This is a genomic window from Marinobacter sp. 2_MG-2023 (genome assembly GCF_030546935.1).
Lineage (GTDB): Bacteria > Pseudomonadota > Gammaproteobacteria > Pseudomonadales > Oleiphilaceae > Marinobacter.
In genome coordinates this window covers 57,580-81,379 of record NZ_JAUOPH010000003.1, presented here as the reverse complement: position 1 = coordinate 81,379, position 23,800 = coordinate 57,580, and the positions used below count along the sequence as shown (strand labels likewise).

At 54.4% G+C, this 23,800-nt stretch carries 21 protein-coding genes and 1 tRNA gene; 10 read left to right on the top strand and 12 right to left on the bottom strand.

Annotated elements, in window-relative coordinates; translation table 11 throughout:
- Window positions 1-139: 139 nt before the first annotated feature.
- Entirely contained in the window at window positions 140-1,153 is a 1,014-nt protein-coding gene (locus Q4501_RS07705; RefSeq protein ID WP_303596184.1) for a class I fructose-bisphosphate aldolase, read from the top strand.
- A gap of 2 nt (window positions 1,154-1,155) precedes the next feature.
- Here the strand turns inward: Q4501_RS07705 and Q4501_RS07700 are convergent, their stop codons facing one another.
- From Q4501_RS07700 to Q4501_RS07670, 7 genes are all read right to left on the bottom strand, one after another.
- Complete coding sequence (locus Q4501_RS07700) at window positions 1,156-2,148, bottom strand: MBL fold metallo-hydrolase (RefSeq protein ID WP_303595605.1); 993 nt, start codon at window positions 2,146-2,148, stop codon at window positions 1,156-1,158.
- 122 nt (window positions 2,149-2,270) lie between these two features.
- A complete protein-coding gene (locus tag Q4501_RS07695; RefSeq protein ID WP_303595603.1) occupies window positions 2,271-3,248 on the bottom strand; it encodes a tRNA-dihydrouridine synthase in 978 nt (325 codons plus the stop codon).
- Window positions 3,249-3,383: 135 nt separating this feature from the next.
- Complete coding sequence (gene katG / locus Q4501_RS07690) at window positions 3,384-5,555, bottom strand: catalase/peroxidase HPI (RefSeq protein WP_303595602.1); 2,172 nt, start codon at window positions 5,553-5,555, stop codon at window positions 3,384-3,386.
- Window positions 5,556-5,934: 379 nt separating this feature from the next.
- Window positions 5,935-6,153: a DUF2835 domain-containing protein gene (locus Q4501_RS07685; RefSeq protein WP_303595600.1), complete on the bottom strand. Its 219-nt coding sequence runs from the start codon at window positions 6,151-6,153 to the stop codon at window positions 5,935-5,937.
- A gap of 5 nt (window positions 6,154-6,158) precedes the next feature.
- Window positions 6,159-8,051, bottom strand: a complete 1,893-nt coding sequence (htpG, locus tag Q4501_RS07680) for a molecular chaperone HtpG (protein WP_303595599.1) — start codon at window positions 8,049-8,051, stop codon at window positions 6,159-6,161.
- 137 nt (window positions 8,052-8,188) lie between these two features.
- On the bottom strand, window positions 8,189-8,623 hold the full coding sequence (locus tag Q4501_RS07675; RefSeq protein WP_303595598.1) for a PaaI family thioesterase: 435 nt from the start codon (window positions 8,621-8,623) through the stop codon (window positions 8,189-8,191).
- On the bottom strand, window positions 8,620-9,090 hold the full coding sequence (locus Q4501_RS07670; protein WP_303595596.1) for a PaaI family thioesterase: 471 nt from the start codon (window positions 9,088-9,090) through the stop codon (window positions 8,620-8,622). The genes Q4501_RS07675 and Q4501_RS07670 overlap by 4 nt, the downstream gene beginning before the upstream one ends.
- 151 nt (window positions 9,091-9,241) lie before the next feature.
- On the opposite strand from Q4501_RS07670, the gene Q4501_RS07665 reads away from it, so the two are divergent.
- From Q4501_RS07665 to Q4501_RS07650, 4 genes are all read left to right on the top strand, one after another.
- Window positions 9,242-10,474 (top strand): M48 family metalloprotease, encoded by a 1,233-nt coding sequence (locus Q4501_RS07665; protein ID WP_303596183.1) that lies wholly within the window; start codon window positions 9,242-9,244, stop codon window positions 10,472-10,474.
- 95 nt (window positions 10,475-10,569) lie between these two features.
- Window positions 10,570-11,115 (top strand): hypothetical protein, encoded by a 546-nt coding sequence (locus tag Q4501_RS07660; protein ID WP_303595595.1) that lies wholly within the window; start codon window positions 10,570-10,572, stop codon window positions 11,113-11,115.
- Window positions 11,115-12,302 carry an iron-containing alcohol dehydrogenase gene (locus Q4501_RS07655; RefSeq protein WP_303595593.1) on the top strand — a complete coding sequence of 396 codons (1,188 nt, stop codon included), beginning with the start codon at window positions 11,115-11,117 and terminating at the stop codon, window positions 12,300-12,302. Before Q4501_RS07660 ends, Q4501_RS07655 begins: the two co-directional genes overlap by 1 nt.
- Before the next feature lie 187 nt (window positions 12,303-12,489).
- Window positions 12,490-13,272 carry an ABC transporter substrate-binding protein gene (locus Q4501_RS07650; RefSeq protein ID WP_303595591.1) on the top strand — a complete coding sequence of 261 codons (783 nt, stop codon included), beginning with the start codon at window positions 12,490-12,492 and terminating at the stop codon, window positions 13,270-13,272.
- Window positions 13,273-13,307: 35 nt separating this feature from the next.
- On the opposite strand, the gene Q4501_RS07645 is transcribed toward Q4501_RS07650, so the two are convergent.
- Together Q4501_RS07645 and Q4501_RS07640 are read right to left on the bottom strand one after the other, a co-directional pair.
- A complete protein-coding gene (locus Q4501_RS07645) occupies window positions 13,308-15,794 on the bottom strand; it encodes an ABC transporter permease (RefSeq protein ID WP_303595589.1) in 2,487 nt (828 codons plus the stop codon).
- On the bottom strand, window positions 15,794-16,513 hold the full coding sequence (locus Q4501_RS07640; protein WP_303595588.1) for an ABC transporter ATP-binding protein: 720 nt from the start codon (window positions 16,511-16,513) through the stop codon (window positions 15,794-15,796). Before Q4501_RS07640 ends, Q4501_RS07645 begins: the two co-directional genes overlap by 1 nt.
- A gap of 57 nt (window positions 16,514-16,570) precedes the next feature.
- Between Q4501_RS07640 and Q4501_RS07635 the strand changes: the two genes are divergently transcribed.
- Window positions 16,571-17,200: an arylesterase gene (locus Q4501_RS07635; protein ID WP_303595586.1), complete on the top strand. Its 630-nt coding sequence runs from the start codon at window positions 16,571-16,573 to the stop codon at window positions 17,198-17,200.
- Between the two features lie 7 nt (window positions 17,201-17,207).
- Here the strand turns inward: Q4501_RS07635 and Q4501_RS07630 are convergent, their stop codons facing one another.
- A complete protein-coding gene (locus tag Q4501_RS07630; RefSeq protein ID WP_303595584.1) occupies window positions 17,208-18,161 on the bottom strand; it encodes a YheT family hydrolase in 954 nt (317 codons plus the stop codon).
- Window positions 18,162-18,246: 85 nt separating this feature from the next.
- Here Q4501_RS07630 and Q4501_RS07625 point away from each other — a divergent pair.
- Window positions 18,247-18,322, top strand: a tRNA-Asn gene (locus tag Q4501_RS07625).
- Window positions 18,323-18,392: 70 nt separating this feature from the next.
- On the opposite strand, the gene Q4501_RS07620 is transcribed toward Q4501_RS07625, so the two are convergent.
- Window positions 18,393-19,682, bottom strand: coding sequence for a M18 family aminopeptidase (locus tag Q4501_RS07620; RefSeq protein WP_303596182.1), 1,290 nt, complete (start codon window positions 19,680-19,682; stop codon window positions 18,393-18,395).
- A gap of 137 nt (window positions 19,683-19,819) precedes the next feature.
- On the opposite strand from Q4501_RS07620, the gene Q4501_RS07615 reads away from it, so the two are divergent.
- Together Q4501_RS07615 and Q4501_RS07610 are read left to right on the top strand one after the other, a co-directional pair.
- Window positions 19,820-20,305 (top strand): hypothetical protein, encoded by a 486-nt coding sequence (locus tag Q4501_RS07615; RefSeq protein ID WP_303595582.1) that lies wholly within the window; start codon window positions 19,820-19,822, stop codon window positions 20,303-20,305.
- A 107-nt stretch (window positions 20,306-20,412) separates the two neighbouring features.
- Window positions 20,413-21,030 (top strand): outer membrane beta-barrel protein, encoded by a 618-nt coding sequence (locus Q4501_RS07610; RefSeq protein ID WP_303595581.1) that lies wholly within the window; start codon window positions 20,413-20,415, stop codon window positions 21,028-21,030.
- Window positions 21,031-21,060: 30 nt separating this feature from the next.
- Here the strand turns inward: Q4501_RS07610 and rlmKL are convergent, their stop codons facing one another.
- Complete coding sequence (rlmKL, locus tag Q4501_RS07605; protein WP_303595580.1) at window positions 21,061-23,235, bottom strand: bifunctional 23S rRNA (guanine(2069)-N(7))-methyltransferase RlmK/23S rRNA (guanine(2445)-N(2))-methyltransferase RlmL; 2,175 nt, start codon at window positions 23,233-23,235, stop codon at window positions 21,061-21,063.
- Between the two features lie 317 nt (window positions 23,236-23,552).
- Here rlmKL and rmf point away from each other — a divergent pair, with 317 nt between their 5' ends.
- Window positions 23,553-23,765, top strand: a complete 213-nt coding sequence (gene rmf, locus Q4501_RS07600; protein ID WP_048494371.1) for a ribosome modulation factor — start codon at window positions 23,553-23,555, stop codon at window positions 23,763-23,765.
- Window positions 23,766-23,800: the final 35 nt, after the last annotated feature.

The window sequence follows — 23,800 nt, the reverse complement described above, 5'->3', positions numbered from 1 at the left end:
GCATTATCTGAAAAATTGCCTTAGCTCAGGTCAAATTATGACCGGAATCGCAGCGCCCGCAGCCAATGAACGGGCTACACTGATGAAAGAAGAGAGAGCTGTAAAAGACCACAACACTTATCATGACACAGGAGTGAGCATGAGTATTCAGAACGAACTTCATTCCACGATTCAACGCCTTGTGCAGCCAGGCAAGGGAATTCTTGCTGCGGACGAAAGTCATCCTACCATCGCAAAGCGTTTCAAAGCGGTTGGTGTTGAGTCTACCGAAGACCTGCGCCGTGAATATCGCAGCCTGATCTTCACCCCACCTGGGCTTGGCGACTTTATCAGTGGCGTGATTCTTTTTGAGGAAACTCTTGGCCAGAACAGCCTGGATAATGTGCCAATCCCCAAGCTACTGGAAAGCCAGGGCATTGTTCCGGGTATCAAGGTCGATAAAGGGAAAAAGCCGCTGGTTAATGCGCCGGGGGACGAAATAACCTACGGGCTGGACGGCCTCGACGACCGGCTGGAGATTTACAAAAGCCAGGGTGCCCGTTTTGCCAAATGGCGCGCTGTGTACAACATCTCTGACACCCTGCCCTCACGCCAGGCGATGGAGGCTAACGCTGAGATGCTGGCCCGCTATGCAGCGCTCTGCCAATCCATTGGCATTGTGCCGATTGTAGAGCCGGAGGTGCTGATTAACGGGAATCACTCTATCGAGCGTTCTGCAGAAGTGAACGAAGTGGTGATTGCGGAGGTTTTCAATGCCCTTCGCCGGCACCGTGTGCAACTGGAAGCCATGATTCTCAAGCCCAGTATGGTAACGCCGGGCAGCGACTGCGCGAAAGCTTCTCCGGAAGAAGTAGCTGAAGCCACTCTGCAGGTTTTTCGGCGAGTTGTTCCGGCAGCCGTGCCCGGCATTAACTTTCTTTCCGGAGGCCAGACCCCCGAAGAAGCCACTCGCAACCTGAACGCCATGAACAGCGGTGGCCAACAACCCTGGAACCTCAGCTTTTCCTATGGCCGGGCCCTGCAGGAACCCGCCCAGAAAGCCTGGGCAGGAAAACTGGACAACGCAAACGCTGTCCAGCATGCCATGCTTGAACGGGCCAGGCTCAACGGCGCAGCCTGCTCCGGAAGCTACAAGGCCGATATGGAAAGCTGATCTCAGTTACATCCGGTCGTACAGCCACCGTCGCCGTTGAAGGCGATGGTGCGCCCACTCAAGGGAACGTGCATAGGCACTTTAACCAGATCCCTGAACAAGGCAGTTTTTGTGCCCTGCTTCACCTCGCCGCCTGATGTAGCTGGCTCATTGGCATGAGAGGCGATAACGGCTTTTGGATCAATCAGATCATTGATCACATAAGCGGCCTCTTTTGGCCCGGTCGTGTAGGTATCACCAATGTTCATAACCACCAGCTCAGCTCCGTAGTGATCGTTCACCACCAGTTTTTGCTCAGCCGTAATACCGGTATCGCCAGAAAGGTAGACCACCAGGCCATTTGAGAAAGTCAGCACGTAGCCGGTAGGCGGCCCAACACTCGCACCAACGCCTGCGGCTTGCAGATATTCCGCCAGCGGACCAGTGAGGAAGGATGGTGAAACCCCATTACTGTGAACGGCCGGAACGGTCGTGATGGCAACACCACCAACGTTCACCTCTGCGCCAAAGCGCACCAGCATGGAATTGGCAGCATCACCGCCTGCCGCCTTCAGCTTGGCGGCAAAAAACGCCGGCATTTCACTGCCCGTCACGATTTTTGAATTTTTCTTCAGGGCAATGTCCACGGTGTTCGATTGCGGCAAAGTAACCACGGGGAATTCAGGGCCACCGCAAGTCCCGGCATTGGTTTCCTTGATGCGTCGGTCACCCAGGTGATCACCGTGCATATGCGACACCAGCACCACGTCAATTTTGCCAAGGCGGGGGTCATCCGGGCCAGCTACGGTACGGCCGGCATCGTAAAGGATACGGGTGCCATTTGGGTCTTCAAACACCATGGCTCGGTCCAGGGGGCAGAATTCGCCATCATGGCTTCCCAGCGGCGTAACCTTTACATCACCTTCTGCTGCGCCTGCACCGGTCACGAGCCCCAGCGACAGACAAACTCCACTCAGGAGCCCTTTGAAGGCCCCGGATTTCATTTTTTTGGTCATTAAAGATCCCTCCTTCGTGGTTTTTTTTACGGACCACAGTATTTACGAACACATGGCAGCTCTGTACCAGTGTAGTTCGCAATCAGGAAGGACAAGGAATAAAAGGTCGAAAACAGAAAGCTTCAGGCGGCGCACTCTGCACTGCGGGATAGCGGCAGCTTTTGCTCAAGGCAGTCGAGCATTGGTGCTACTTCGCGGATTTTACGGGCGTCCTTCCAGATTGCTTCAGCTTCTGGAAAGCCCTGTCGCAGAAAGTTCATCCATTGCTTGATACGGCCGGTGACGTACTTGTCTTCAAGCCAGCCTTGCAGTACTTCCGCATACTCCCGAACCAGAACTACTGCTTCGGGCCAGGTCATATCCGGAATTTCAATGCCCTCTTGGCTCGCCTTGATCTTGCGAGCCAGATCCGGCCGGGCAATCAGGCCCCGGCCGATCATCACATCATCACAACCAGACACTTCCCGGCAGCGCCAGTAGTCCGCTACAGTCCAGATCTCGCCGTTGGCAATAACATGAGCCGACACCGCCTGCCGAACTCTGGCAATTTCCTCCCAGTAGGCTGGTGGCTTGTAGCCATCTACCTTGCTGCGGGCGTGAATAACGATTTCCTGTGCCCCGGCTGCTTCCAACGCCTGAGCACAGGCAACGCCCATGGAGCGATCGTCATACCCGAGGCGCATTTTTGCCGTTACTGGCACACCTGCGGGAACGGCCTTACGCACGGCAGCCGCAATCTCATGCATCAACTCGGGTTCACGCATCAGCACACAGCCACCTTTATGCTTGTTCACTGTTTTCGCCGGGCAACCGAAATTGATATCCACCTGGGTAGCGCCCAACTCTGCAGCTTTAAGGCCATGCTGACCCATCTGTTGCGGATCGGAACCCAGGAGTTGAACGGCCACTGGCGTACCTACCTGAGTGAGTGACTGATTATGAAGCTCGGGCGCATACTTGTAGAAAATCCGGGGCGGCAGCATGCCGTGAGTCACGCGAATAAACTCGGTAACACACCGGTCGATACCGCCGACTTTAGTCAGGGTTTCACGGATAGGTGCGTCGACCAGCCCTTCCATCGGGGCAAGGATGATTCGCATGTAAACTCCAGAAGCGGAAAGACAGAATGAGAATGCTGCTGATCAAAAATCAGGCGGAGGGGATTGTAAGGAATATAAAGGAAAGTTGATAGCCGGACACTCCACTAGAGAAGTGCCCGGCCTGTTGCTTTCGACTTACTGCTGTACGTCGAAACGGTCTGCGTTCATGACTTTGGTCCAGGCAGATATGAAGTCTTTAACAAACTTCTCCTGGTTATCATCCTGGGCGTACACCTCAGCGTATGAGCGCAGGATGGAGTTCGAACCGAACACCAGGTCCACACGGCTAGCGCTCCACTTGAGCTGATCGGTTTTGCGATCACGAATCTCATAGAGGTTGTTGCCCACAGGCTTCCAGCTATTACCCATGTCAGTCAGGTTAACGAAAAAGTCATTCGTCAGCTGGCCTTCACGGTCGCTCCAGATTCCGTGCTTGGTTCCATCGTAATTGGTTCCAAGCATGCGCATACCGCCAATGAGAACGGTCATTTCCGGTGCTGTCAGGCCCATCAGCTGAGCACGGTCCAACAATAGCTCTTCTGCCTTCACCACGTAATCTTTCTTCAGCCAGTTGCGGAAAGCATCTGCAACAGGTTCCAGCGGCTCGAAAGAATCCGCGTCCGTCATCTCGTCCGTGGCATCGCCGCGGCCTTTCAGGAATGGTACGCGAAGGTAATAACCGGCAGCTTTCGCAGCCTTCTCGATGCCTACGCTGCCTGCCAGCACAATCACATCGGCTATGCTAGCGCCGGTGTCGGCTGAAATCTGCTCATATACCTTGAGCACCTTTGCCAGCCGGGCGGGCTCGTTGCCTTCCCAATCTTTCTGGGGAGCCAGACGAATACGCGCACCGTTGGCACCACCACGCATGTCCGAACCACGGTAGGTCCGCGCGCTATCCCAGGCCGTGCTGACCATCTCACCGATGCTAAGACCACTTTCAGCAATCTTTTCCTTAACGACTTCTTCGCAGTAGTCGGTGCGGCCAGCAGGAACCGGATCTTGCCAGATCAGCTCTTCGGCCGGCACTTCCGGTCCGATGTAGCGAGCTTTGGGCCCAAGATCACGGTGCGTCAGCTTGAACCAGGCGCGGGCGAAGCAGTCCTTGAAGTATTCTGGGTCCGCCATGAACTTTTCACAGATGGCCCGGTACTTGGGGTCCACCTTCATGGCCATATCTGCGTCGGTCATGATCGGGTTGTGGCGAACGGAAGGGTCGCTGGCGTCAACCGGCTTGTCCTCTTCCTTCATGTCGATGGGCTCCCATTGCCAGGCGCCCGCCGGACTCTTTTTCAGCTCCCACTCATAGCCAAACAGCAGATCGAAATAACCCATATCAAAGGTGGTCGGGTGCGTGGTCCAGGCACCTTCAATACCCGAAGTCACCGCATTGCTGGCTTTACCCTTCATATTGGGGTTGCTCCAGCCCATACCCTGCTCTTCCACACCACCCGCTTCAGGCTCTGCGCCAAGCGCGCCGGCATCACCATTACCATGGCATTTGCCAACGGTGTGTCCACCAGCGGTAAGAGCTGCAGTTTCTTCATCATCCATTGCCATGCGGGCAAAGGTCACTCGTACCTGCTCACCTGTCTTGAGCGGATCCGGCTTGCCGTTCACGCCTTCTGGGTTTACATAGATCAAGCCCATCTGTACGGCTGCGAGCGGGTTTTCCATGGTGTCTGGTTTATCAACGTCTTCGTAACGCTCATCCGAGGGTGCCAGCCACTCCTTCTCAGCGCCCCAGTAGATATCTTTTTCAGGGTGCCAGATATCTTCGCGGCCAAAGGAAAAGCCGAAAGAAGGCAGACCCATGGACTCATAGGCAACCGTACCCGCCAGGATTATAAGATCGGCCCAGCTGATCTTGTTGCCGTACCTTTTCTTGATGGGCCACAGTAGGCGACGGGCCTTGTCCAGGCTGACGTTATCCGGCCACGAACTGATGGGCGCAAAACGTTGGTTACCAGTACCGCCGCCCCCACGGCCATCCGCAATGCGATAAGTGCCTGCGGAGTGCCAGGCCATACGGATCATCAGGCCACCATAGTGACCCCAGTCTGCCGGCCACCAGTCCTGGCTGTCTGTCATCAATGCGTGGAGGTCTTTTTTGATGGCGTCAAAATCGAGGGTTTTGACTTCTTCGCGGTAATCAAAGTCTTCGCCCAGCGGATTGGTCTTGCGGTCATGCTGGTGCAGGATGTCGAGGTTGAGCCCTTCTGGCCACCAATTCATGACGTTACGGTTTTCAGTAGAGTTAGCTCCGTGCATCACGGGGCATTTACCACCAGTATTGTTTTGCGACATGGTATTCTCCTGATTTATCCATCATTAAAATATTCGTCTTCGCCACTAAGGTAATCATAGCTACTGACTGCCCAAGTGCTGCTTCAAATCTCTGCTACTTTCGGTATTACAACTGTTTGCCTGCCCCTACCCCTTCACGGAGAAGGCCCTACTTCTCTTCAATGTGCAATCGCATAATTCTCCCAGTAGTCAGCCAGAACAACGAAAGTGTCTTTCCATTTCGGGGAGATCATTGGGTTCAGTGCCTGCATCGTCCCGTTTCCTGCTTTAGTACCACGGACTCAGGTTAACCCTTCAGATAACAAGAGAAACAATTAATTAAAAGTACGAATGTGAAAGTTTTTGTTTATCGATCAGCGCGACAGAAAAGCGGAATGAATCAGAATCTTTCGATGGAGGAGAACTTGCCGGAATCGTCGAACAGAATACGGAAGCTGCCCCGCACACCGTCCTGGAGATAAAATCTGGAGAGAATACGAGCCGGGAAACGAACAGAGCGTCCGTCCCGGGCTCGGGTGTGAACATCGGTAGCAACGCCCTGATAGAGCTTTATCCACTCATCAGGGCTGATGCTTATGTCCACAATAATCTGGTGCATAAGGCTTAGTTAGCCAATTCCAGCAACAGACGGTTCAGGCGGGTTACGTAAGCACCCGGGTCTTGCAGCTGTTCGCCGCTGGCCAGTGTGGCCTGGTCCAGCAGAACAGCAGAAAGCTCGCCGAAGCGCTCGTCGCCCTTCTCGCTTTCAAGGCGCTGAACCAATGGGTGATCCACATTGATTTCAAAGATCGGTTTGCTGTCAGGAACTTTCTGGCCCGCCGCTTCCATGATCTTCTTCATCTGGGCGCCCATATCAAAGTCGCCGGTTACCAGGCACGCCGGTGAATCAGTCAGGCGATTGGTTACCCGCACTTCCTGAACCCGGTCGGTAAGTGCTGTTTTGATGCGCTCCAGAAGATCTTTATGTTCCTCGGCAGCTTCTTCCTTGTGCTTCTTGTCTTCCTCAGTTTCTACTTCACCAAGGTCGAGATCACCGCGGGCAACATCCTGTAGGGATTTGCCATCATATTCGGTCAGATAGCCCATCATCCACTCGTCGATACGATCGGAGAGGATCAGTACTTCAATACCTTTCTTGCGGAATACTTCCAGGTGCGGGCTGCTCTTGGCGGCCATGAAGTTATCAGCCGTGATGTAGTAGATCTTGTTCTGACCTTCTTTCATCCGCTCGATGTACTGGTCAAGAGATACGTTCTGGGTGCTGTCACCTGTATGGGTGGAAGCGAAACGCAGCAGGCCGGCGATCTTCTCGCGGTTACTGAAATCCTCGGCAGGACCTTCCTTCAGCACAGTGCCAAACTCACCCCAGAATTTCTGGTACTCGTCAGAATCTTTCTTGGACAGTTTTGCAAGCATATCCAGTACTCGCTTGGTAAGCGCGGTACGGATGCTGTCTACCGTGGCGTCGTTCTGCAGGATCTCTCGGGAAACGTTCAGCGACAGATCGTTGGAATCCACCACGCCCTTCGCGAAACGCAGGTACAGCGGCAAAAACTGCTCAGCGTCGTCCATGATAAACACACGCTGCACATAGAGCTTCAGCCCGCGAGGTGCCTCGCGGTTATACATATCAAATGGCGCGCGAGCCGGAATATACAGCAGGCTGGTGTAGTCGAGCTTGCCTTCAACCTTGTTGTGAGACCAGGTCAGCGGGTCTTCAAAATCATGCGCTATGTGCTTGTAGAACTCTTTGTATTCCTCGTCTTTGATCTCGGTACGGGGCAGAGTCCACAGTGCGGTTGCATCGTTAACGGTTTCGTCTTTTACCTCTTCACCCTCTTCGGTGGGCTCGGATTTCATGACCACCGGGAAGGAGATGTGATCGGAATACTTTTTCACCAGGTTGCGCAGGCGGAAGCCATCGGCAAATTCTGTGGCATCCGGCTTCAGGTGAATAACAATCTCTGTGCCGCGCTTTTCGCGAGCGACCTGCTCAATGGTAAATTCGCCGTCACCTGCTGATTGCCAGTGCACGCCCTCTTCTACCGGCGCGCCTGCACGGCGAGTGAATACATCAACCTTGTCGGCAACAATAAAAGCAGAGTAGAAACCTACACCAAACTGACCAATCAGCTTGCTGTCTTTCTTTTCGTCGCCGGAAAGCTGCTGAAGAAACTCTGCAGTGCCGGAACGCGCGATGGTACCCAGATTCTGGACAACATCCTCACGGGTCATGCCGATGCCGTTGTCGGCCAAAGTGATAGTATTGGCTTCTTTGTCGAACTCGAGGCGAATTTGCAGGTCGGAGTCGCCTTCGTAAAGGCCGTCATCTTTGAGTGCGGCAAATCGCAATTTATCTTCGGCATCGGAGGCGTTTGAAATTAGCTCACGAAGGAAGATTTCTTTGTTTGAGTACAGCGAATGAATCATCAGTTGAAGTAGTTGCTTAACTTCGGTCTGAAAACCCAGAGTTTCTTTCTGCGATTCAACAGTCATTTTATTTGTCTCTCCTGCATGGAACATGTGGGGGGACGCGTGAGCGAAGGAGCTCCCGCGTCATCCGACTTCGGAATTAGTCATGCTGGAAAAGTGGGGGCTTACCGAGGCATTTCAAGCCCTGCATGCCAACTCAGTCAGTCTTCCAGCAGGAAGTGCGCTCGTGCAGTGGAAATCGGCTTGGAACGGGATTGCTGCCAGGCGGTGATCATTACGTTGGCGACGCGATTTCCCTGGCGGGTTAACTGGCACTCGGCGTAGGTCTCGCGGTCGAGGCCTGCGCGGAGATAGTCGAGGGAGAAATTGACAATACGGGGCATGCGAATGGTTTCCTGAGCCAGCATCAGGTATATCGCCGCCGAAAGCTCCATAAAGCCACCGATGACGCCGCCGTGAATGGCGGGCAGCACCGGGTTGCCGAGATTCTGGTCTTTGGCAGGTAGACGGAATATCAGGTCGTCGCCAAACTGGCTGCACTGCAAGCCAATAAAGGTTGCATAGGGAATGCTGGTGATCAATTTGGAAAAGTCACCGCTTTCACGGGTATAGCGCAAGATTTCCGGATCTGTCATACCGGGCCTCCGGTGATTTTTTCGCGGTAGGCTTTTGGCAGTGCGTCAGGGCCGATGCGCATGAAGGTTCCAACGCAATTTGCAACGGTTTCGCCGCCTTCCTGATAGGCTTCACAACGGGTAAAGATGATGTTGCGGGTAATTTTGTAGACTTCCGCGCGGGCATACACGGGCTTGTGTGGTTCGGCCGGACGCATGTAATCAACCCGCAGGTCCAGCGTGGGGCAAAGTTCGAACACGTCGAGGGCGCAGAGGAGGACCGAGCCGGATGTGGTGTCCATCAACGTTGTTATAGCGCCGCCATGAATTACGCCGGTGTCCGGGTTGCCGATGATCCGGTCGTTGTATGGCAGGCACAGGGTCAGGCTGCAGTCGGTGGTTTCGGTAACCGACAAGCCAAGCTCTTTGGCCTGGTTGAGTGTTTCGATGAACCGGGTAACCCGGTCGGTTCGGATTTGATTGTCCATTCGGAACAAGCCTGTAGTTCGGGTGTTGGTTCCGGAGTGCCGGTGTTTAAAGCCGGCAGCAGCCGTGTAATTATAGCTTTCAGGAATTCAATCACAGGAGTCGAGAGTGAAAAACACTGCCTTGCATCGCTGTATTCCAGTCATAACGCTTATGCTGCTGCTTACGGGTTGTTCTGTAAACCCGGTAACCGGCGAGAGGCAACTTTCTCTGATTGGAGAGAGCCAGGAGCTCGCCATCGGCGCCGAGCAGTATACGCCCACTCAGCAGACTCAGGGCGGGCAATTCTACATTGATCCTGAGCTTACGCTTTACGTGAGTGAGGTTGGTCAGAAGCTGGCGCGGGTCAGCGATCGCCCCGACCTGCCCTACGAATTTGTAGTGCTGAACAGCAGCGTGCCTAACGCATGGGCCCTACCCGGGGGCAAGATTGCCATCAACCGTGGGCTGCTGACCAAGTTTGATGATGAAGCTCAACTGGCTTCCGTGCTTGGCCACGAAATTGTTCACGCAGCAGCAAGCCACAGTATTCAGCGCATGCAACAAAGCATGCTGATCAGTGTCGGTGTTGCCGGTTTAGGGTTTGCACTTTCCGATAATGAGTGGGCTGGACTGCTTATGGGAGGAGCTGCGATGGGGGCACAATTGGCATTGGCGCAATACAGCCAGGGTGATGAACTGGAGTCGGATCATTACGGCATTCGTTATATGAAAGAAGCCGGCTACGACCCACAAGCCGCAGTGGAGTTGCAGGAAATCTTTCTCGAACTCTCCCAGGGCCAGAACACGAGCTTTGTTGATGGTCTGTTCGCCACGCACCCACCCTCCGCCCGACGTGTTCAGGAGAACAGTGAGCTGGTGAGCAAGATCGGCGGCGGAGGCTATCGGGGCGCTGACGTCTACCAGAAGAAAACCGCAACCCTCCGCCAGCTCCAACCGGCCTACGACGCCCACGACGAGGCCATGAAACTGGCTTCTGATGGCGACATGGATGCAGCCCTCAAAAAGGTCAATGAAGCGATTGATCTGTTACCAAGGGAAGCCATGTTTTTCTCCCTGCGTGGTCGTATCTACCAGGAACAAAACAATCATGACAAAGCCTCAGCCGATTTCGACAAAGCGGTTTCGCTGTATCCCGAAATGTTTGCGTACCGGCTACACAACGGTTTGAGCGCGCTCAAACTCAATAATCTGGACAAGGCACGGGAGAACCTGATCCAGGCCAATCAGGTTGTGCCTACGTCCATTGCGTTTTTACGCCTGGGCGATATTGCAGTGGAGGACAACAACCGCGATGAAGCTATCGCCTACTACAGCAAAGCCGCGGAATCCAGCGGCGAAATAGCAGAGGAAGCGCGTCGCAAGCTGGCCGCCCTTACCCAGTAAAGCGGCGTTTATTGTGCTGCCGGCATCAGGAACATTGACTTCTAGAGCAATAACTCTAAAAATCAGCTCATAACAATCAAATTCAGGTGAAGGACATGTTAACGAAACGTATCCAGCCTATGGCTTCGCAGGCAAAGCGCTTGTATGTGGAGCTGATGTTCCAGGTTATGGGACGAGCTCTTCAAGCTGTCAGTGAGGTTGATAGCGTGGTGCAGACAGAAGCGAAAGCGCTTCCTGAAGGCTTCCTGTTTGAAATGATGGTGATGCCCGATGGCTCAAAGCTGATCGTGGAACACATGGGTGAAGGCCGCTTCCACTACCACGGCGACACCGCTCCCCGGCCTGTAGACGTATCGATCAAGTTCAAACACCTTACTCACGCCTTTCTGGTGCTATCGTTCCAGGAAAAGACGTCGGTCGCATTTGCCCATGATCGCATGCTGGTAGACGGAGATGTGAGCTACGCGGTGCGTATGACCCGCGTGCTCAATAGACTTGAGTCTTTCATTCTTCCCAAGATCATTGCCAAGCGCGCTGTAAAAGAATACCCGGTAGATCTTCACCTGCCGGAAAAACTGACCAGTGCCGCCCGGATCTACCTGAAGGTTGCCACCCACTTTGTCCAGTCAGCGAGAGCATAATGACCAACACTTACTATGAGTTCTTCTGCCCGGTAAAGGTTATTGCCGGCAAAGCCGCCCTTGAGCATATCCCCTACGAGCTGAGCGGATTGGGTGCCAAGCGACCGATGATTGTGACTGACAAGGGCGTTCGTGCCGCCGGCCTGCTGGACCCCGTGATTGCAGCCTGCGAAGAAAGCAATCTGGACATCGTCTGCATTTATGATGATGTGCCACCAGACTCCTCAACCACTGTAGTTCGTGACATTGCTGCCGTTTATCGCAAGGAAAAATGTGACTCCATCATTGCGATTGGTGGTGGCTCCGCTATCGACACAGGTAAAGCAGTCAACATTCTGGTTTCCGAGGGCGGCACAGACATCGCAAAATACTCAGGCGCCGGTGTAATCAAGCATCCGCTCAAGCCGTTTTTTGTTGTGCCTACCACAGCAGGAACCGGTTCGGAAGTTACCTCGATTGCGGTGATTACAGATGAGACAAAAGGCGTAAAACTACCCTTCACTTCATCGTTCCTGCTGCCCAACGCGGCGATTATCGACCCGCGTATGACGATGACGTTGCCACCTCACATTACTGCGGCAACAGCCATGGATGCCATGACTCATTCGGTCGAGTCCTTCACCTGCATGGCAAAGAACCCGCTGAGCGATGCCTACGCTACAGCAGCCATCAAGAAAGTAAGCCAGTCGCTCTTGCAGGTTATGGATAACCCAAAAGATAGCGACGGCAGGCTCGAACTGGCCCAGGCATCCACCATGGCCGGCATTGCCTTCTCCAACTCCATGGTTGGGCTGGTGCACTCCCTTGGCCACGCTACTGGCGCCATCTGCCATCTGCCCCATGGCCTGTGCATGAGCCTGTATCTGCCTTACGTGCTCGAGTACAACCTGGAGACCATCCGCCAGCCACTAGGCGAGTTGTTGTTGTATCTGGAAGGGCCGGAGGTATATGCGGACACGCCAGCCAGCCGCCGTGCAGAAGCCAGCATTTCGGCGCTGCGCAAGTTGCGGGATGCCCTGTACAAACGTTGCCAGCTGCCCCGAACACTGAAAGAAACAGGCAAAGTGACCGAGGATCAACTGGATCATATCGCGGAAATGGCGCTCGACGATGGCTCCATCATGTTCAACCCGAAAGAAGTGACACTCAAGGATGCCCGCGCCGTGCTGCAACGCGCCTGGGCCTGATCTGTCTACCCCTCGAAACAGGGCTCGGCGGCAAGCCGGGCTCTGTACCTGAACAACCACAGGTTACGCTCTTAACATTGAAATTGTCGGGCAATCGGGTAACATCAACCGTGTTTCTGGCAGGGATATAGCCGGGTCAGTTCGTTCACTGACAACATTGCCCGCAGCCCGCAGAGAGCCCCTCTTGATGAAGCATTCAGATTATCCAGAGCCTAAAACCTACTCAAGACGTTTTGCCTCCGCCTTTTTCCTCTTTTCCTTTCTGCTGAGCACCAGCGCAGCTGGCGAAAGCGCCCGAAAAATTTTCCACTTCAATATCTCACCCAATGGCTACCCGCCCTACATGATTGTGGATCAGGAAGCGCCTTCGGGGATAATGTGGGATGTGGTATCGCTGATTTCCGAACGCATAGGGTACGAAACTGTCGCGAGAAAAATTCCCCGTAAACGTGTCGACCAGATGTTGCTGGATGGCTACATAGATGGCACACCACGGGCCATAGAATGGACGCACGAGCCAAAAAACTTTCTTTTTACCGATCCCGTGGTCCATATTCAGGAAGTGTTCTTTACACCCAAACACAAAGGCGAAACGTACCATTCACCGGAGGACCTTTTTTCCAAAACGGTCGTCGCGCCGCTGGGATATCTGTACCCCGAACTTGAGCCATATTTCGAATCCGGCGCCATAAAGCGTTTTGACGTTCCAGGGGAAAAGGACATGTTTAACTTTTTGCTCCACGGCGATCGTTTTGACGCCGCTGTGGCCGATGTACTCGTGGGTAAATGGATACTGAGAAACGAAGGGTTGCGGGAACATTTTACGGTATCTTCCGGAAGCCTGAATTCCTATGGCTTCCGGATAATGCTACGCAAAGAGAACCACTCTTTCGTCAAAGATTTCAATGCGGAACTTACGCGTATGCGTGAGAATGGAGAGCTCGACGCCATCCTGGCGAACTATCGGTAAGCGGCCACCGCCGCTTACCGACCGCGACTTCTGTTCTACTCGAGGCGCCTCAGCAGAAGCATAGGCGATACACTCAACACTGGCCTCAATTGCCAGCGACCGAACAGCGCCAGAACCACAGCACTGATCACAGGTATGGGTAGCACAACCTGCCAATGCCAGCTGAAAGCACCCTCGAACATCCGGAACTGCAAAGCCCATACCGCGGCCTCCGCTGCTGCTACGCCGAGAATCCCGGCAAAACCGCCGAGCAGAGCAAACTCCAGCATGGTGCTTCTTACCAACAATCTCTGCCGACCGCCAAGTGTGCGCAAAAGTGCGCCTTCCCTCTGGCGATCCTGGAGCGTGGCGCTGACAACCGCTGCCATTACGACCAACGCCGCGGCCAATATCAGTACAAGAATCGCTTCTATAGCCTGGGTAACCTGTCGGACAATCTCCTGTATACGCTCAATAACGTTGTCGATTTCCAACAACGACACGGTCGGGAAGCGCCGGGAGAATTCATTCAGCTCGCTTTTGCGATCTCTGGGCAGATAGAAGCTGGTTATCCAGGTGGCAGGCATATTGGTGAGACCGCCTTCCGGTGGAAACGCCATGTAGAAGTTGGGTTTCATGCTGTCCCACTGAACCGTGCGGATACTTGTGACGGTTTCAGTGACCTTGTCAGAACCTATGGTAAACGTAAGCTCATCACCCAACACAAGGCCAAGTTTGCCGGCCAGCTCTGACTCTACGGATACACCCTCGGTTTGACCCTCCTGAAACCATTGGCCTTCTACAATTTCGTTGTCAGCCGGAAGCGAGGGCATCCAGGTCAGGTTCAGTTCCCGGTTCAGAGCCCCTACCCGCTGGTCTTTACTCACCACTTGTTTGACCGGCTGCCCGTTCAATTCTGTCAAACGGCCTCGCACCATGGGGTAAAGCTGATCCAAGGGCTGACCGCGCTCTTCCCAGTAACCCGCAACCTCATCCACCGCATCCGGGGAAATGTTGATCAGAAAGTGGTTGGGGGCGTCATCCGGTAGTTGAGCCTGCCAGTCGTCCAGCAATGAGGTTCGCACCAGAATCAGCGTTGTCGCCAACATGAGCGTCATGGCAAATACAGCAATTTGCGAGAGGCTGGCTCGGCGATGTCGATACAGCCCGACCAAAGCCAGGCGCCATGATTGCCCTCCACCGCGAACCTTCCGGAGGGCTGCAACAAGAACACCGCCCAACAGGGCCAGGGCTCCGAGCAGCAATGCCAGACCACCAAGCAAGGAAACAACCAGTGACAGATCACCGGCGTACATCCACACCAGGCCGAACACTGCCACTATGGCGATCAGCATATCCGGCAGAGCTTCCCGACCTGTCTCACCTGGCTGGCTGCGCAGGACGCGCATTGCCGGAACGTTCCGGAGTCGCCGAATGGGCGGGTAGGCAAAGGCAAACAGAGAAATCACCGCTGTGAGGAGTGCCGGGGCAAGCGCGGACGAATCCAGCTGAAACTCAACTGGCCGGTCCAGGGCCTGGCCCAGCAGCTGAGTGAGCAGCCAGAACAACGGCACGGCAACCAGAAGCCCCCCGATCATGCCAGTCACTCCCCAGAGCGCCAGCCGCTTCAGATAGAGCCGTCCGATCCCGGCACTGCCCAGACCCAGGGTTTTGAGAAGAGCCACAGTATCGCGCTGAGAAAGCGCGTACTGTCGGCTCGCAACAGCGACCGCTACAGCAGCCAGCAGGACCGCCAGGCTACCACCCAGAAGCAGGAAACTTTCAGCCCGATCGAGAGATCGTGAAAAAGTTTCGCCATCGCGAACGCCTTCCCACTCGTGACTGGGTTCAAGTTGCGGCTGAAGCCACTGGTAATAACCCTCAAGGGCCGCCTCCTCGCCTGCAAACAGGTAAACGTATTCCACCCGGCTTCCTTCCTGGAGTACTCCGGTAGAAGCCACGTCATCCACATGCATCATGACCCGGGGAGCGAGTGCGGAGAGACTAAAGCCGCCGTCTGGCTCACGCAGCAACAAGCCGGACACAGTCAGGTTCAGGCTTCCTACTTCGAGCGTTTCGCCAATCTGGAGATCCAGCAACCTTAGCAACCTGGGATTAATCCAGACTTCACCCGGCTCTGGCCCGCTTTGCACCTGTATCCGGGAGCCCTCGGATGCACCTTGAATTTCCAGTTCACCGCGCAATGGATACTCATTGCTGACGGCCTTGATCGAAACAAGCTGGAAAGCATCGCTGCCAAATACCATGGTAGAGAACTCCACCATGCGACCAGTTTCCAGCCCACGTTCCGCAGCTTCTGTAATCCATTGCTCGGGTACGGGGCGCCCGTTTTCAGCTTCCAGTTGTCGGTCTGCCGCCAGGAAGGAGCTGGCAGAAGATACCAGGGTGCGTTGTAACTGGCTGGCGAACAGGGCAATGGTAGCAACCGTGGCTACGGCAATAATAAGCGCCGCAAGTACCACACGCACATCACGCTCTCGCCAGTCCCGGCGCACTGACATCAGCTTTTTTGCAGCAGCCATCAGTCAGCAAGCTCCATTTCTTTAACTGGCTCGGTCAGCTCGCCAGCCTCAATATGAAACTGCCGGCCACAGCGAGCGGCCAACTGTTCATCGTGAGTGACCATCACCAAAGTGGTGCCCTGCTCCTGATTTAACGCCATCAACAGATCCGAGATTTCCTGGCCCGTTCGGTTATCCAGGTTACCGGTGGGCTCGTCGGCAAACAGAATCACCGGGTCAGAAGCGAACGCACGCGCAATAGCAACCCGTTGCTGCTCACCGCCGGAGAGCTGCCTTGGCGTGTGGCTGACCCGCTCGCCCAACCCCACTCGCTCAAGGAGCTCATGAGCACGCTTTTCCGGCGCATCCAGGCCCGCAAGCTCCAGCGGTAACATAACGTTTTCCAATGCAGTCAACGCCGGAAGCAGCTGGAAAGACTGGAATACAAACCCGACCCGGTGGGCACGCAATTTGGCCCGTTCATCTTCGCTCAGGCCGCTGATGATGGATCCGTCAAGTTCAACGGTGCCTTCGGTCGGTGTGTCGAGGCCGGCGAGCAAACCCAACAGTGTGGTTTTGCCGGAACCGGAGCGGCCAACAATGGCTACGGATTCTCCCCGATTGATTTCAAGACTGACCCCCTTCAATATCGTGAGCGTATCTGTTTCCAGGCTTACGCGATGGGTCAGGTTTTCAACTCGCAGCATTGCGCGCTGGCTATCAGGGTTTATAGTCTGCATCTTGCTAACGGGGCTCCCGGAAAAACACGTTCATTTATCAAGGTATACGGATCTTCTATGCATACGGTGTTGCTGTACGTCAGATCAATCACATTCCTTCTGGTGGCATTCTTTGCCATGCCTTTGATGGCTGGCCAGCAAACACTTCTGGTTGTAGGTGACAGCCTCAGTGCCGCCTACGGCGTACCTTCAGAGACCGCCTGGGTACAACTTCTGCGCCAGCGTCTGCAAGGCAACGGCTTGAGCCACTGGGATGTGGTAAATGCCAGTATAAGCGGCGAAACTACGGACGGAGGCGCTCGCCGGCTGCCCGATTTGCTTGAGAAGAATAACCCCTCGGTGGTCATCATCGAGCTGGGTGGTAACGACGGCCTTCGCGGCTTCCCCCCTAACGTGATCAAGTCCAATCTTGCGTCGATGGTTGAAAACGTTCAAAACTCCGGTGCCCGCGCCATTCTGGTTGGTATGCAGATACCCCCGAACTATGGCCAACGCTACACTCAGATGTTTGCCGACATCTTTCCAGCGCTATCAGACAGCTATAGCACCGCTCTGGTTCCCTTCTTTCTTGACGGAATCTATGACCAGGCGAACCTGATGCAGGGCGATGGCATTCATCCTACGGAAGAAGCCCAGCCCAAACTGCTTGAGAATGTGTGGCCAGCACTCGAACCCTTACTTGAGTAGCGCGGAATCACGACACACCCTGAAGAAAGGCGAGAGCCCTGCGTTCAGACCAGTAGTACCCGTCATTGCCGAGTTCTACAAACCCGACATGGCCACCCCATTTTGGCGCGTCCAGACGTACATGGGCTCCGAGCACAGCCCGGGATTCCGGAAAGCACTTTTGCGACAAAAACGGATCGTCCGCTGCGTTCACCATCAAAGACGGAACCCGGATATCTTTTAGCCGGCCTGAGGCAGAACATTGAGCCCAATAATCAGGGGCGGATTTGAACCCGTGCAGCGGCGCAGTGTAACGATCATCAAATTCATGAAAACTATGAATCGCGTCAAAATCGGAAATATCGATAAGATCGGGAAATTTTCGTGCCTTTTCGTCCATTTTTACCCGAAGATCTCTCAAAAACCTCTGCATATAAATTTTCCGGCTGGGCAGGGCCAGCATATCCGCACTACCCGCCAGATCGCAGGGTACTGAGTAGGTCACTGCGCCACAGATTCTACTGTCAACCCGCTCGCCCTGTTCACCGAGATACAGCAGTGTCAGGTTCCCTCCCATACTGAAGCCAGATAAAAACACGGTGCTGTAACCTTGGGCCAGGCCATGATCCACAACCTGACGGAGATCTTCAGTAGCCCCACTGTGATAAAACCGCGGCTGCAGGTTCATAACGCCGCCACAGGAGCGGAAATTCCAGGCCAGTACATCCCAACCTTCTGCTAACAAGGCCCGCGTCAGCCCTAGCACATAAGGCCGCCGACTATGGCCTTCCAGACCGTGGGAAACAATGGCCAAACGACTGCTACCCTGGCGATGCCAGTCCAGGTGTAGCTCATCGTTATCGGGCGTTGGAAGCACTTCCGATTCAGGATTTTCCACTCGAACCTTGCGAAACAACGCCGGCCATACAGACTGAATATGCCCGCTGCGTAACCAGGGAGGAGGACGATATTGATGAGCCATACTGCAGTACAAATTTTGACCTTTTATATCAGGGGGTTGACCGGCTAATTCAAAGCGCTTAATATGCCGCCCGACTTGATGCTGTTCCCCGATAGCTCAGTTGGTAGAGCAACGGACTGTTAATCCGTTTGTCGCTGGTTCGAGCCCAGCTCGGGGAGCCACTTATTCCGAAATGCCGCTGCTTCCTGTGAAGTAGCGGCATTTTTCGTTTCGGGACTTGTAAAGCGACCCTCAGAAAACCTGCTCACGCTGCATGAACTCTGTCAGCACGCGGAACAATGTAAAGCCATCTTCATTTCCGATCAGTTCACGTATGGAATGCATACCGAACTGTGGTACGCCAATATCCAGCGTTGTCACACCCAGATTTGCTGCCGTCAAGGGCCCGATTGTGCTGCCGCACCCCATATCACTGCGCACCACGAAGGTCTGGTGCGGCAACCCCAGTTCATCACTGATATGCCGGTATACCGCGGCCGAGCGGCTGTTAGTGGCATAACGCTGATTGTGGTTCACTTTGATAACCGGGCCCTTATTCAGAATGGGGCCATGGTTTTCATCGTGTTTGTCCATGTAGTTCGGGTGCACGCCATGCGCATTATCTGCGGAGATCATCATGGAGCGGGCAAGGGCCTTTGCCTTGCCTGAGCCACACCAGCGATCGAGAACCGCGGTGAGAAACGGCCCTTGGGCGCCTTCGGAAGACACACTTCCCACTTCCTCATGGTCGTTACACACCAACAATGCTGCTTCATCGCCAGACGTGTTCAGCAGCGCCTGCAGCCCGATGTAACAACTCAACAGGTTATCCAGCCGTGCCGATGCAATAAATTCATCGCGCAGCCCCACGTACCCGGCTTCCTGAGCATCGTAAAAACCCAGTTCATAGCCAAGTACCTTGCGAACTCCGACACCGGATTCCCTGACAATTTGCTCGCTCAGAAGATCGTTAAAGCTGGTTGCATCGTCTTGCGGAGCCTGCATCAGAACCGGCGGCAGGTCCGTCTGGGCATTTACCGTGCGATTGCTGTTGGCTTCTCTATCCAGATGAATTGCCAGGCTGGGGATGAAGGCGACAGGCTTCTGGAAATCAACCAGGGTGTCAGTGACCTTGTTATGCTCGTCGAGAAAGGTCACTCTCCCCGCCAGCGAAAGATCCCGGTCGAACCAGGGGTTCATCAGGACACCACCGTATACCTCGACCCCAAGCTGGAAATAGCCTTTGCGGCGCAGCTCCGGGTTGGGTTTTACCTTCAGGCATGGGCTGTCTGTGTGCGCACCGACCATGCGTATACCCGACGCGGCGGCATCTCGGGTGCCGGTGCGGAAAGCGACGATGGATGACCCGTTTCGCAATACGTAATAGCTGCGGTTCTGAGCAAGGGTCCAGTCGTTTTTCTCATCCAGCTCTTCGAAGCCGGCTGCATTCAGCTGCTGCTTCATGGTGGCCACAGCATGCCAGGGCGTGGGTGATGCGTTCAGAAACTTCAGCAAATCTTTGTTGAATTCAGCGTGTTCCATGATGTCCCTGATAGAATGATAGTTATTGCCATAGTATGTCATGAAGCCTGGGCGCCTCATACCGAAGCAACAGAACTTACCCGCCCGGGCCACAAATTCTGCAGCTTCTATCTGCCACCCACAACACGGAGACTGACATGCCTGCACCAAAGTTCCTGGACATCGAATATTGCCAGACTGACGACGCCCTGTTCCCGACTGCCATCGCCTGGTCGCTGGAAGACGGCCAGATGAAAACTGTAGTCATTGCTCCTGCAGAAGAGTGGCTGCCTGAAGATGGCGACTTTGGCGACCTGGATATCCCCTACCTTGAGGAACAGGGTGTGCCTTTGCTGGAGCTTATTCAGGAGCTACACCAGGACCTGACCGACCAGACGATATACGTTGACGGCATCGATCCGGACGAAATTCTGATGGATATGATTTTCGGCGCTCTGGAACAAGACGCTCCGTTTGAAATAGGGCCCATCAGCGAGCTGATCACCGGCATGAGCAATGAAGTGCTGGAAGATCGCCGCCGTGAGTTGCTTTTTGAAGAAGGTCTCGAACCCCAGCTACCCGAAAACGGTGTTTACGCTTTGTTGTTGATGGCCCAGGAAGCTGGCCTGTTCAACCAGGACTGATAGCTCAAGTGAACCGACACAGGGAAGTGTGACACGGGTCGACGTAACAAACGGTTACACAAGGCAGACTCAGCCCGTAACCGCTCACGTCAGGAATCCCGATAACAATGAACAAGGTTGTGCGATCGCACCGATTACTCACACTGGTGCCTGTTTGTCTGCTTTCCGCCCAGGCTGCTCTGGCCCAGGAAACTGAGGAAACGCCCCGTGCAGACAAGCATTACATAGGCCTACTGGCAACGGCGTTCAACTTCCGCTCGATAGGCTCTGCTTCTAATGAGCAAGCCACGGGAAGCGGTGGAACGCTGATTGCAGGCAGCCACATCAATGATATGTTCCATGCAGAGCTGCGCGCAGGGGGTGGCCTCAGAGACGCTGAAGTGCCAAGTAGCGACCTCACCCTTTCTGTCGACTACTTTGCCAGCTGGTATATTGGCCTGCACTACCCTGTTACGGACTATGCCAACGTTTACGGCCAGGCAGGATTCTCTTTCATTCACGGTACAGCCGAACTCGAAAATACCGATGAAAATCAGAACGCCCAATTCCAGGATCTGGAAGGCGATTTCCCGGACAGCAGCTTCAGCATTAGCTGGGTGCTCGGGCTGGATGTCAAAGTTATGAGCGACACCTATCTGGTGCTTGAAGGCGGAAAACTGTTTGAAGATACCAGCACCGATGCCAATACCTTTCAGTTTTCCGCCGGGCTCAAATACGAGTTCTAACGGGCCCCAGGCCTGATTTAAGCATTATTGTTATGCATTTTTTCGGATATGCCAGCACCGGTGAATCCGGGCGTTCCGCTGAAAATCCTTATCGAGGGTGCTGGCGCTCACTTCTTCCACTTCAAACTCCGAGGCCAGCTCCTCATCAAGCTTGAAGCGCCGGAAGTTGTTGGAAAAAATTAACAAACCATCCGAGCTCAGTCTGGCCATTGCCTGACGGATCAGCTTTGCGTGATCTTTCTGTACGTCCAGCACTCCCGTCATACGGGCGGAGTTGGAGAAGGTGGGCGGATCCATGAAAATCAGGTCATACAGCTGATCCGGAGACGGCCTGGAAGCGAGCCACGCCAGACAATCTGTCTGCTCTACTTTATGTTTGCGGGGATCAGCCTTGTTCAGCGCCAGATTATCCTGTGCCCAACCCACATACGTGTTCGACAGGTCCAGGCTCAAGGAACGGCTGGCACCACCAACAACCGCATGGACAGTTGCGGCGCCGGTATAACAGAAGAGGTTCAGAAAACGCTTACCCCTGGCGTTCTTCTGGATCCAGTGGCGCACTGGGCGATGGTCCAGGAACAGGCCGGTGTCCAGATAATCTTTGAGATTTACCTTCAGGATGCAGCCATGCTCATGTACCTGGAAGAATTCGCCGCTGACGTCCTGCTTTTCATACTGACTGATACCTGTCTGGCGCTGCCTGTGCTTGCAGATCATCCGATCCGGCTCGATGCCCAGGGCTTCGGGAATAACGGCCAGGGCCTCAGCCAGACGCTCCCGCGCCGAACGCTCATCAACCGACTTGGGGGCGGCATATTCCTGCACATGCACCCAATCCTCGTAGATATCAATCGCAATCGCGTACTCGGGCATATCCGCATCGTACAGTCGATAGCAGCCAATCTGCTGTTTTCGCGCCCACTGGCCGATGGATTTCATATTTTTCTTAAGCCGGTTGCGCAGCATGGCTGCGCGCTCCTCGTTCGCAATCCGGGGTGATACCTCACCCGGCGCTGAGGGCTCTCGGGGCGTGCGCACACTGGCTTCGTCTATGGTAAACAGCAAAAGTTGCGCCGGCAGCTTGCCGTTAAAAAGTTTGTACTGTTTAAAGCTTCGCAAGCCAATGGATTTGCCGAATTCTGGCGCGCCGGTAAACACGCCAAGCTGCCAGCCTGATGCTGTTTTTTTAACTGCATCACCCAGTGACTCATACAGACTTGCAAGAGCCGCCCTGTCGCTGAGCCGCTCACCATAAGGAGGATTCACAAGTACCAGACCGGTTTTCGACCGGTCGTCTCCCAGTGAAAGCTCTTCAATTGGTTGAGCCTGGAACTCAACCAGCCCCTCAAGGCCAGCTCTCTGGGCATTATTACGCGCGGTGGAAATAACCCTGCTGTCCTGATCAAATCCAAGAAACCTGGGTACTATGCCTTGCTTCCCTTCGTAGGCGCGTCTTTCGGCCTCCTGGCGCAGGGCAAGCCAGGTTTCAGGTTGGTGCCCAAGCCATTTTTCGAAGCCAAAGCGCTCCTGACGACGACCCGGGGCGATATCCAACGCCATCAAGGCGGCTTCTATGACCAGGGTGCCGGAACCGCACATAGGATCGACAAAATCGCCGCCTGCGGCTGCAAGCTCAGGCCAACCTGCACGCAGCAACAAAGCCGCCGCAAGGTTCTCCTTCAAGGGCGCCAGCCCCTGCTCTGTGCGGTAGCCACGTTGATGCAAACTGTGGCCACTGATATCAATACCCAATGAAAGGCGGCCACGATGTAGCCGTGCCGATACGGTTACATCCGGCATCTTTGCTTCTACCGCAGGGCGCTTTCCGCCGCTCATGGTGAAACGATCCACAATACCGTCTTTTACGCGTTGGGCACCGAACTGGGTGTTACGGATCGCCTCGTTCTCACCAATGAAATTGACGCGAAAACTACCATCCACCGAAATATGCTGCTGCCAGTCAAGATGAACCACACCATCGTAGAGTTCATCGGCATTGGTGGCCGCGACTTCATCAATATGGAGGATTACCCGGTTTGCCAGGCGAGACCAGAGACAAGCCCGGTATCCGGCCTCCAGCGGCCCCTCTACCCATGCACCAGCAGGCGCATTTCTCACCAGCCCAAGACCAAACGTGGTGAGCTCGTCCGCCAGAAGGTATTCAACACCCTTTGGGCAGGTTACAAAAAAGACAGATTTGGACAAGTTCAACTCCAGGTTCTTTGGCGATTTCCGGTAAGTACCGGTAATAGCAGCGGTCATAGGTTTTGGGTAATTTTTTTATCGCTTATCGATCTACAAAAACATTTATTAAGATCAAAACGATTGTGTACTTCTACTTAAGGTTAAGCTTACCTTGTAGGTGACGCGTCGTTCGGGAGGAGTAAGTTCTCCCGTTAACAGGATCCTGACTGCTCTGGCTGGAGCTTACAATAGTGGGTTGTCCCTGAGGGAATGCCACACTCCGTAGCCATGGTAGAAGTGTACACGCTTGTTCTGTTAATCCATTAGTGAGGAACGGCATGAAAAGACAGAAAAGAGACATGTATGCTCGTGCATTCAAGCGGGGTTACCTCGCTGGCGTGTCCGGCAAATCCAAAGACAGCTGTCCGCTCGAACAGGCTGAAGTTCGCCAGGAATGGTTGAATGGCTGGCGTGAAGGCCGCACAGATCAATGGGAAGGCATGACCGGCGTCTCCGGTATTCATAGGCTGGCAAACGTCACGACAGCGTGATGTTTGCCGAAACCCCCGATATCTTAATCTGATCT